Origin of the sequence: Flavobacterium sp., assembly GCF_031409475.1 — a bacterium.
In the GTDB taxonomy this organism is placed as follows: Bacteria; Bacteroidota; Bacteroidia; order Flavobacteriales; family Flavobacteriaceae; genus Flavobacterium.
The window spans coordinates 20,843-31,222 of the sequence record NZ_JANNXH010000005.1 but is presented as its reverse complement, the minus strand read 5'-3'; the positions used below and the strand labels follow the sequence as shown (position 1 = coordinate 31,222).

7 protein-coding genes are annotated in these 10,380 nt (G+C 31.5%); 3 read left to right on the top strand and 4 right to left on the bottom strand.

What is annotated here, in order from left to right:
* From RMO53_RS01180 to RMO53_RS01170, 3 genes are all read left to right on the top strand, one after another.
* The coding region (locus RMO53_RS01180) for a gliding motility-associated C-terminal domain-containing protein (RefSeq protein ID WP_310377520.1) at positions 1-1,445 on the top strand (1,445 nt) is incomplete at its 5' end.
* A 63-nt stretch (positions 1,446-1,508) separates the two neighbouring features.
* A complete protein-coding gene (locus RMO53_RS01175; RefSeq protein ID WP_310377519.1) occupies positions 1,509-2,417 on the top strand; it encodes a type IX secretion system membrane protein PorP/SprF in 909 nt (302 codons plus the stop codon).
* An 11-nt stretch (positions 2,418-2,428) separates the two neighbouring features.
* Positions 2,429-4,378 (top strand): OmpA family protein, encoded by a 1,950-nt coding sequence (locus tag RMO53_RS01170; protein ID WP_310377518.1) that lies wholly within the window; start codon positions 2,429-2,431, stop codon positions 4,376-4,378.
* A 701-nt stretch (positions 4,379-5,079) separates the two neighbouring features.
* Here RMO53_RS01170 and RMO53_RS01165 read toward each other — a convergent pair.
* The 4 genes from RMO53_RS01165 to lon form a co-directional block, all read right to left on the bottom strand.
* Positions 5,080-5,580, bottom strand: a complete 501-nt coding sequence (locus RMO53_RS01165) for a CAP domain-containing protein (RefSeq protein WP_310377517.1) — start codon at positions 5,578-5,580, stop codon at positions 5,080-5,082.
* 283 nt (positions 5,581-5,863) lie between these two features.
* The gene (gene cmk / locus RMO53_RS01160; RefSeq protein ID WP_310377516.1) at positions 5,864-6,544 is read right to left on the bottom strand and encodes a (d)CMP kinase; all 681 of its coding nucleotides are present in this window, start codon (positions 6,542-6,544) and stop codon (positions 5,864-5,866) included.
* Between the two features lie 6 nt (positions 6,545-6,550).
* Entirely contained in the window at positions 6,551-7,570 is a 1,020-nt protein-coding gene (gene porQ, locus RMO53_RS01155; protein ID WP_310377515.1) for a type IX secretion system protein PorQ, read from the bottom strand.
* Positions 7,571-7,713: 143 nt separating this feature from the next.
* Positions 7,714-10,164, bottom strand: coding sequence for an endopeptidase La (lon, locus tag RMO53_RS01150; RefSeq protein ID WP_310377514.1), 2,451 nt, complete (start codon positions 10,162-10,164; stop codon positions 7,714-7,716).
* Positions 10,165-10,380 lie beyond the last annotated feature (216 nt).

Genomic DNA, 10,380 nt, shown 5'->3' with positions numbered 1-10,380 from the left:
ATTGTGGTAATGCTACTGTAGCTTACACTGAAACAACTGTTGCTGGAACTTGTGCTGGTTCATCAATATTAACTAGAACTTGGATTGCAACTGATGCTTGTAACAATGCTACAACTCATGTTCAAACCGTAACCGTTCAGGATACAACTAATCCAACTTTTGTAGGTGCATTACCGTCAAGTGTTACAGTACAATGTTCAGCTATACCAACTGCAGCTATTTTAACTGCAACTGATAATTGTGGTAATGCTACTGTAGCTTACACTGAAACAACTGTTGCTGGAACTTGTGCTGGTTCATCAATATTAACTAGAACTTGGAAAGCTACTGATGCTTGTAAGAATGCTACAACTCACGTTCAAACAATAACTGTTCAGGATACGACTAATCCAACTTTTGTAGGCGCATTACCGTCAAGTGTTACAGTACAATGTTCAGCTATACCAACTGCAGCTATTTTAACTGCAACTGATAATTGTGGTAATGCTACTGTTGCTTATACTGAAACAACTGTTGCTGGTTCTTGTGCTGGTTCTTCTATACTAACTAGAACTTGGATTGCAACTGATGCTTGTAATAACACTACAACTCACGTTCAAACCGTAACCGTTCAAGATATAACAGGACCAACAACAACGACTGTATTTCCAGCCTCTGTTGATGTGAGATGTGATGCTATTCCTTTAAAACCTGTACTTGTATTTTTAGACAATTGTTCAACTGTTGGAACACCTGTATATACTGAAAACATAATAAACAGAACATTAACTTCTTATTCAATTGTTAGAGAATGGAATGTTGCTGATACCTGTGGAAATTCATCTAAATTTACACAAATTATAAATGTTACTATTGCAAATAGTGGAATTACAATTGCAAGTGCATCTTGTAATGCAAGCTCAGACAGCATTGATTTAAATAGTTTGTTACCATCTGGTACAGCTTTAAATGGAACATGGGTAGACACGAATAATACTGGAAAACTTGTGGGAAGTATTTATACACCATTAGATCTTTCAATAGGAAATTATAACTTTGAATATAAAATTAGTGGTGGTGATTGTCCAATAAGTATTAATGTAAATATGAATGTAAATAATGATTGTTTTGTATTGGATTGTGATAATATAATTATTCATAATGCATTCACACCAAATGGTGACGGTACAAATGAGACTTTCTCAATCGAAAATATAGAACAAGATTGTCACTTACCAAATACAGTTGAAATTTATAACCGTTGGGGTATATTAGTTTTTGAAACTAAGAACTATAATAACAATGGAAACTCATTCGATGGAAATTCAAATGGAAGAGCAACTGTGAGTCAATCTTCTGGTCTACCTACAGGAACATACTACTATATTATTAATTATAGTGCTGTAGACGGAACAGGTAAAACACAAATCATTAAAAATGACGGATATTTATATCTAAGTAAATAATTTTAAACCCAAACCTAACCCAACCTGAGGACTTACAATCCTCAGGTTAAAAAAAAGAAACTAATGAAGACAAGAATACTATTATTCGTTTTGATGTTTACAGGAGTTGTAAGTTATGCCCAACAAGATGCACAATTTACTCAATACATGTATAACACAATCAATATCAATCCCGCTTATGCAGGATCGAGAGGAGCTATGAGTATATTTGCTTTGCATCGTACCCAATGGGTAGGACTTGATGGAGCACCAGTCACCAATGCTGTATCTGTTAATACACCATTAAACAGTAGTAATTTAGGCTTGGGTGTTTCTGTAATCAATGATAAAATTGGGCCTACAAATGAAACTGCTATTTCGGCTGATTTATCATATACTATTCCTACATCTGAGACTTATAAACTATCTTTTGGTATTAAAGCAACCGCAAATTTATTCGATTTGAATGTGAATAAATTGAATCCTGAAAATCCGGTTGATCCAAGTTTACAAAATTTTAATAAATTTACACCAAACATTGGAGCTGGAGTTTATTTACATTCTGATAAAGCATATGTAGGTCTTTCTATACCTAATTTTATTGAGTCAAAAAGATACGATGATAATGAAATAGCTATTTTCAAAGAAAAAATAAATTACTATTTAATAGCTGGATATGTGTTTGATTTAAGCAGTACTGTGAAATTTAAACCAGCATTGCTAACTAAAATGGTTGAAGGTGCTCCACTTCAAATGGATATATCAGGAAATTTCATGTTTAATGAGAAAATCACGTTGGGAGTTGCTTACAGATGGAGTGCCGCTTTAAGTGCAATGGTAGGGTTTCAAGTATCTGATGGTTTATACATAGGTTACGGTTATGACAGAGAAACTACTAATTTAAAAAACTACAATACGGGTTCACATGAAATATTCTTGCGTTACGAAATATTCAAAAACAACGATAAAATAACAACACCTAGATTCTTCTAAAAGCAATTATTATGAAAAACTATATCCTACTTTACATAACTATAATAAGTGTTTTTTCATTTAGCGGTTATGCACAAAAAAACAAAGCGGTTGCAGCTGACAAAAAATACGACAGCTACGCTTATATAGATGCTATAAAAACATATGAAAGAGTAGCCGAAAAAGGGTACAAATCAGTTGATATGTTTCAAAAATTGGGTAATGCTTATTACTTCAATTCTGAATTTGAAAAAGCAGCCAAATGGTATACCGAATTATTTGCAATGAACTCTGATTTAGAACCAGAATACTATTATCGTTATGCACAATCATTAAAGTCTATTGGGCAAGATGACAAGTCAAATCAAATGCTCGAGAAATTTAATGAAAAATCTGGAAATGATAGTAGAGCTAAACTTTTTAGCAAAAACAGAAACTATTTAGAAGAAATAAAAGCCAATTCAGGTAGATACAAAATTGAAGATGCAGGAATCAATTCTAAATATTCTGATTATGGTAGTTCTTTTCATTTAAATAAACTTGTTTTTGCATCTGCCAGAGATACGGGAAGTTTAGGACAGAGAAAACATAAATGGACCAATCAATATTTTACTAATTTATATGAAGCTGAGTTAGGAGATGCAATGTCTGCAAGTGGAATTTCGAAATTTTCTAAAAGTGTAAATTCGAAATTTAACGAATCTACTCCTGTTTTTACTAAAGATGGAAAAACAATGTATTTCACCCGAAACAATTTTCTTGACGGTGTAAAAGGAAAAGATGTAAATAGAGTTACATTAATAAAAATATACAAAGCGAGTCTAGAAAACGAACAATGGGTAAAAATAACTGAATTACCTTTTGATAGTGATTTATACAGCGTAGCACATCCTGCTTTAAGTGCAGATGAAAAAACATTATATTTTGCTTCAGACATGCCAGGAACAATAGGTCAGTCTGATATTTTTAAAGTTACAATAAATGATGATGGGAGTTTTGGAACACCCGAAAATTTAGGAAACACAATTAATACAGAAGGTAAAGAAACTTTCCCTTTTGTAACTGATGAAAACGAAATTTATTTTGCTTCAGATGGTCATCCAGGTCTTGGTGGTTTAGATATATTTACTGCTAAAATAGAACCAAACGGTACATTTGATGAAGTTCAAAATATTGGAGCAGAAGCCAATTCATCTAAAGATGATTTTGCTTATTTAATCGACACTAAATCGAGAAAAGGGTTTTTAACCTCAAATAGAGATGGTGGTCAAGGCTTTGATGATATTTACAAATTTTTAGAAACTAAAAAATTAATTTGCGAACAAGAATTATTTGGTATTATAACCGATAAAGAAACTGGCATCCTACTTCCTGATACAAAATTAACTTTGTATGATAGCAAATTTACGCCTCTTGGAACTACTGTATCTGATAAAGAAGGTCGTTATACTTTTAAAGTAGAATGTAAAAAAACCTATAATGTTAGAGCTGAAAAAATCGGTTATACCACAAAAGAGCAAAACATTACCATATCAAAAGAAAATGGTAAAACTGAGCTGAATTTTGCTTTAGATAAAGAAGGATGTAAAGTAGCTGTTGGTGATGATTTAGGAAAATGTTTTGGTATCAAAATGATCTATTTTGATTTAGATAAATACAATATCCGAATTGAAGCTGCTATAGATTTAGAAAAAATATTAGATGTTTTAAATCAAAATCCAACTATGACACTTGATATTCGCTCTCATACAGATTGTAGACAAACAATAAAATACAATGAAATTTTATCTGACAGAAGAGCTAAATCTACAATAGACTGGTTGGTTAAAAACGGAGTACAAAAAGACAGACTTACCGGTAAAGGTTACGGAGAATCTCAATTAGTCAACGATTGCGGTTGTGAACCAACAAACAAGTCAAATTGTACCGAAGAACAACATCAGGCAAATAGACGAAGTGAATTTATAATTACTGCGTTATAAAACAGAAACATATATTTATAATAAACCTTCAAAAGTGTAAAGCTTTTGAAGGTTTTTTTATTGTTTAAATGCATTAAAAAAAGAATCCTTATGCAGTTAAAGTAAATACTATTGAAATATACTGTTAATGCTATTTTCGCATTCGATAAGTAACAAAAAAGGACTGCAGTAATTTTTAAACTTAAAATCAAACCAATATATCAGTCAACATAAAATCTCTAAACTAATTGTATTAGGTACTAAAATAACTGTATATAAAACTTCATCCACGGCTTATTAATACTTAAAATAAAAATCAATATCTAAAGTGAATAAATAATTTGAGACTATGATTGATTTAAAATAAACAATAAATCAAGATAAAAGAGTTGCAATTATATTCAAGCATTTATGATTAGAAATGTCGATTTACATACTTTGATGTTACAAATAAAACTATATAAATGTATATTTTTATTGCAAGTAATATATTTAATAATTGTACCTAATAAATAGTTTAATGGCATTTATCACATCGAGTGAGACATCCTGAGCGAAGCCAAAGGGAGCGGTGAAACAATAGTTTTCGACAAAGTCCGAACTGTCATTTGAATTCGTTAAAAATCAAATTGGTATAAGTTGAAAGAGAAATTGCAACATTTATTTAAACAAAAAAAGCTGCCCTCGGGCAGCTTTTTATCTAAAAACAAACAAACTCAAACTTATATTTTTGCAAAAATATTGGTATAATATTTTTTTCCATCAGCATTTAGACGTATTGCAATTCCAAAATGTGTGAAATCGCCTTCTATGTTTTCTTTATGTCCTGTACTTCTTAACCAAGCTTCAACAGCTGATTTTGGCGTATTGTAATTGTATGCTATATTTTCTGCTACTCTTTTAGCGCCTAAAACTTTAATAATATTTTCTGATCTGGCTACAAAATCATCATGGTTGACCACATTATTGGTAATCATATAATTATCGTGTTGTTCTGATTTGTATGAAATATGAGTTATTTGCTTCAACTCGGGTAATCCAATGCTAACTCGATAATTATTAATTAAAACCATTGCATCCGTTTCGGCCTGATTGTAGGTATAATCCATTATTTTTTGTGTTTGAGTTTCAGAAGTAGGTGTTTCTGAATCATCAGACGAACAAGAGTTCATAGTGTATACTATTGCAACTAGCAATAGTACACGAAGTAATTTTGCTTTCATAATATTAAGTAGTTTAAGTTTAAAGTAGATTGTGGGGCAAACTTCTTTAGGATTAAAATTTATTTGTTTCTTTATCTTTTTTAAATGTTGTTTTTAATTACATTTCAAACATACTTCTTTTATCGATTAAAATACAAATATAATCGATGAAATACACAAATAAATAATATACTTATATAAAATTCTTACATAATTTACAAAACCTTGCTTATATATAATTGATTAAATAAAAAAACCACGCTATTTGCGTGGTTTTAATTAAAACATTTAAATTGAAAAAAATTTATACCTTAATCAACTGTATTACTTTATTAAATTGTTCTAGTTTAGAAATAGAAGAGTTATCAAACTCAATAGCATCATTAGCTTTCATAAGGGGTGAATCGGCTCTATGTGTATCAATATAATCACGTTCTTCAACATTTTTTAAAACTTCATCAAATGTTACTATATCTCCTTTTTGCTTTAATTCTTTAAATCGTCTTTCTGCACGGGTATTAGAACTTGCAGTCATAAATATTTTTAACTCTGCATCAGGAAAAACTACCGTTCCAATATCTCTCCCATCCATAACAATCCCTTTATCTTTACCCATTTGCTTTTGTTGTTCAACTAGCATTGAACGAACTTCGGAAATTTCAGCAACAATACTAACATAATTTGAAACTTCTAAAGTCCTAATTTCAGTCTCAACATTTACTTCGTTTAAATACATTTCTGCAAAACCCAAATCGGGATTAAATTTAAAAACTAACTTAACCAGAGGCAAATTATTTATCAATGCTTGTTTGTCAAAAAAATCTTTAGAAACGTATCCTTTCTGCATGGCAAATAAAGCTACCGCACGATACATTGCACCAGTATCAACATAAATATAACCCAAATGTTTGGCTAGTTCTTTGGCTAAAGTACTTTTACCCGTTGATGAAAACCCATCTATCGCTATTGTAATTTTCTTGTTCAAAATGTATTATTGTAAGTTAATTGTTAATCCAAAAAGACTTGTATTTCCTGCTAATGTATATCTTGAATACGAATAATTGAATTTTAATTTATTCATTTTCAACCCAAAACCCATTGATATTCCTGAAAAATTACGTTGTTCAAGAATTCTCAACTCTTCGGCTCTTCTAAAATTATATCCTAAACGAATGTTAAATGATCTTTTTGGAAAAAGTTCCACCCCAAAAACCATATGTCGTATTGCATTTCCAAATAGAGATACTTTTTTATCGCTTGAAGATCCATCTAAACCTGTTTCGGCTTGATTTGGATTCGAAAAAGCGATATTCCATTGTTGCATATTCTCTAAAGTTAGATGCCAGCGTATGGGTACATTTTCTAATTCTTGAGAAACACCAATCATAATTTCCAAAGGTAATTTTTCTTTTGTTCCAGAATAGGTAGTGAATTGTGTTCCAATATTCCTAATCACTAAACCCCAATTTACGTCATTGGCTTCGTCTATATAAATTGCACCCAAATCTATTGCTCCGCCAATTGAATTATAGCTTTCAAGAGTTGATGAAATCAATTTTGCGTTAGCTCCAATATATAAATTAGAAAACGGAACATTATAGGCATAACCAAAAGATAGTGCTATTTCACTACCTGTAAATTGACTTGTGACTTCACCATTTTCGTCAAAACCATCAAATTTACCATAATTCACATAATTAATTCCTGCTTGAAAGGTTTGCAAATGTCGGTCATATGTATAAGCATAAGATGCCGTTCCATAAGTAACTTCGCCAAAATAGCTTCCATAATTTAAAGCTAAATGGTTGTCCATTTCAGCATTAATTGTAGCTGGATTGAAATGAGCCTGATTCACATCATTATCATAAATTGTAATTGTTTTTCCACCTAACGCGGATTGTCGTGGAGAAGTAACTAAATTTAAAAACTGATATACAGACTTACCTCCTATTTGACCGTGCAAAACAGTACAAACCGAAAATAAAAAAAGTAATACAAGTTTTTTATGCATATTTAAAATGACTGTTCTATGTAGTAAAACGCAATTGCGAAGATATTATTTTTAAGGCACACCATAAAAGCAAAAAAGGCAAAAGTTCAATTAACTGAAAATTAATTTAACTTTTGCCTTTTGGATATTCAAGCTTTAGTAATTTATAAATTTTTTGCGTTTTTAACCTTTTGATTGGTAATGGCTATTTGCAATACTTCACTCATTTCCTTAACATAATGAAACGTTAAACCTTCTAAATACTCTTGTTTTATTTCATCAATATCTCTTTTATTCTCGTTACACAAAATGATTTCTTTGATGTTTGCTCTTTTTGCAGCCAAAATCTTTTCTTTTAATCCACCCACAGGCAAAACTTTTCCCCTTAAAGTAATTTCACCAGTCATCGCTAATCCTTTCTTCACTTTCTTTTGAGTAAGCACTGATACCAATGAAGTTAACATTGCGATTCCAGCACTTGGTCCATCTTTTGGGGTTGCTCCTTCTGGAACGTGTAAATGAATGTTATATTTAAGTAATAACTCAGGATTTAAACCTAAAATTTCCGCATTGGCTTTAATATATTCTAAAGCTATAGTTGCCGATTCTTTCATTACTGTTCCTAAATTTCCGGTGATTGTCATAGCGCCTTTTCCTGGAGAAATTAAGGATTCAATGAAAAGAATATCACCACCAACACTTGTCCAAGCTAAACCTGTTACAACACCAGCAACATCATTAGATTCGTATTTATCTCTTTCTAATCTTGGAACTCCAAGAACTTTTACAATATCTTCATCGGTAACTTTCTTGTTGTATTCTTCCTCCATAGCAATAGATTTTGCCGCATTTCGAATAACTTGTGCCACTTTTGCTTCTAATCCACGAACACCAGATTCACGAGTATATCCTTCAACAATTTTTTCAAATTGCTTTTTCCCAATCGTTAAATCTTTAGTTGTTAAACCGTGCTCTTTCAATTGTCTTGGAAACAAATGTTGACGTGCAATTTCTACTTTTTCTTCAATAGTATAACCAGACATTTTTATGATTTCCATTCGGTCTCTCAATGCCGGTTGAATTTCAGCCATATTATTTGACGTGGCAATAAACATGACTTTGGACAAATCGTACCCCATTTCTAGGAAATTATCATAAAAAGAGTTGTTTTGTTCCGGATCTAAAACTTCTAGTAATGCTGATGATGGATCACCTTGATGGCTATTAGATAATTTGTCAATTTCGTCCAATACAAAAACAGGATTTGATGTTCCTGCTTTTTTCAAACTTTGAATAATTCTGCCTGGCATGGCACCAATATACGTTTTTCTATGACCACGAATTTCGGCTTCATCACGCAATCCGCCAAGTGAAATTCGAACATATTCTCTTCCCAATGCTTCGGCAACTGATTTTCCAATGGAAGTTTTTCCAACACCCGGTGGACCAGTTAAGCAAATTATTGGTGATTTCATATCATTTCGCAATTTCAGAACTGCAAGATGTTCAATCATTCTTTTCTTAACATCCTCCAGACCAAAATGATCTCTATCTAGAATTTTTTGTGCTCTTTTTAAATCAAAGCTGTCTTTTGAATAATTGCCCCAAGGCAAATCTAAAAACAAATCTAAATAATTTCGTTGAATTCCAAAGTCTGGCGCTTGTGGATTCATTCTTCGCATTTTGGACAATTCTTTTTCAAAATGTTTTTGGGTTTTTTCGTCCCATTTTTTGGTCTTAGCTTTTAGACTCATTTCGTCGATTTCCTCTTCTTGAGATGCACCACCTAATTCTTCTTGTATGGTTTTCATTTGTTGATGAAGGAAATATTCTCGTTGCTGTTGGTCTAAATCAAAACGAACTTTAGATTGAATATCATTTTTTAATTCCAATTTTTGCAACTCTACATTCATATAACGTAGTGTTTCAAGTGCTCGTTGCTTTAAAGCATTAATGGATAGTAAATCTTGTTTCTCTTTAACTAATAAATTCATGTTTGAGGAAACAAAATTTACCAGAAATGATTGGCTCTCAATGTTTTTTATTGCAAAAGTAGCTTCGCTGGGAATATTAGGACTTTCCTTAATTATTTCTATAGCCAACTCTTTTATAGACTCAATAATAGCAGTAAATTCGGTGTCGTGTTTTCCGGGTCTTTTCTCGGGAACTTCTTTAATTTTTGCTGTAATGTATGGGCTTTCAGAAAGTACAGACTCAATTTCGAATCGTTTTTTTCCTTGCAAAATAACAGTAATATTTCCGTCTGGCATTTTGAGTACACGCAAAATTCGAGCTACTGTACCTATTTTATGAATATCGTTTTTAGTAGGATCTTCGTCTTCTTCATTGATTTGAGAAACAACTCCAATAATTTTTCCTGCTGCATTAGCATCATTAATTAATTTTATCGATTTATCTCTTCCCGCAGATATTGGAATAACTACACCGGGAAATAAAACAGTATTACGCAAGGGCAATATTGGCAAGGAATCTGGCAACAATTCATTATTCATTTCCTCCTCATCTTCTGGAGTCAATAACGGTATTAATTCAGCTTCTGAATCAAATTCTTGAAGTGACAAATTGTCAATAGTAAGTATTTTGTGATTTGACATATAATTATTTAAGCCTTTTTGTCATTAAATGTATTAAACATTCAATCAAAGTTATTGTATATAATAGAGCTATTTCATTGAAAATCAATTATTAAACAAATTAAACAGCTGATTTCTTTCTATTAAAAACAATCATTATGCCAAACGGAAGTATAAAATCACTTAATAGAATGCTATTTTTCTATGCTTCTGAGGTAAGTCGAATTTATCTAAAAA

Coding starts and splice junctions, on each gene's coding strand:
- RMO53_RS01170 (WP_310377518.1), top strand. CDS start 2,429: ATGAAAAACTATATCCTACTTTACATAACTATAATAAGTGTTTTTTCA.
- RMO53_RS01175 (WP_310377519.1), top strand. CDS start 1,509: ATGAAGACAAGAATACTATTATTCGTTTTGATGTTTACAGGAGTTGTA.
- lon (WP_310377514.1), bottom strand. CDS start 10,164: ATGTCAAATCACAAAATACTTACTATTGACAATTTGTCACTTCAAGAA.
- porQ (WP_310377515.1), bottom strand. CDS start 7,570: ATGCATAAAAAACTTGTATTACTTTTTTTATTTTCGGTTTGTACTGTT.
- RMO53_RS01165 (WP_310377517.1), bottom strand. CDS start 5,580: ATGAAAGCAAAATTACTTCGTGTACTATTGCTAGTTGCAATAGTATAC.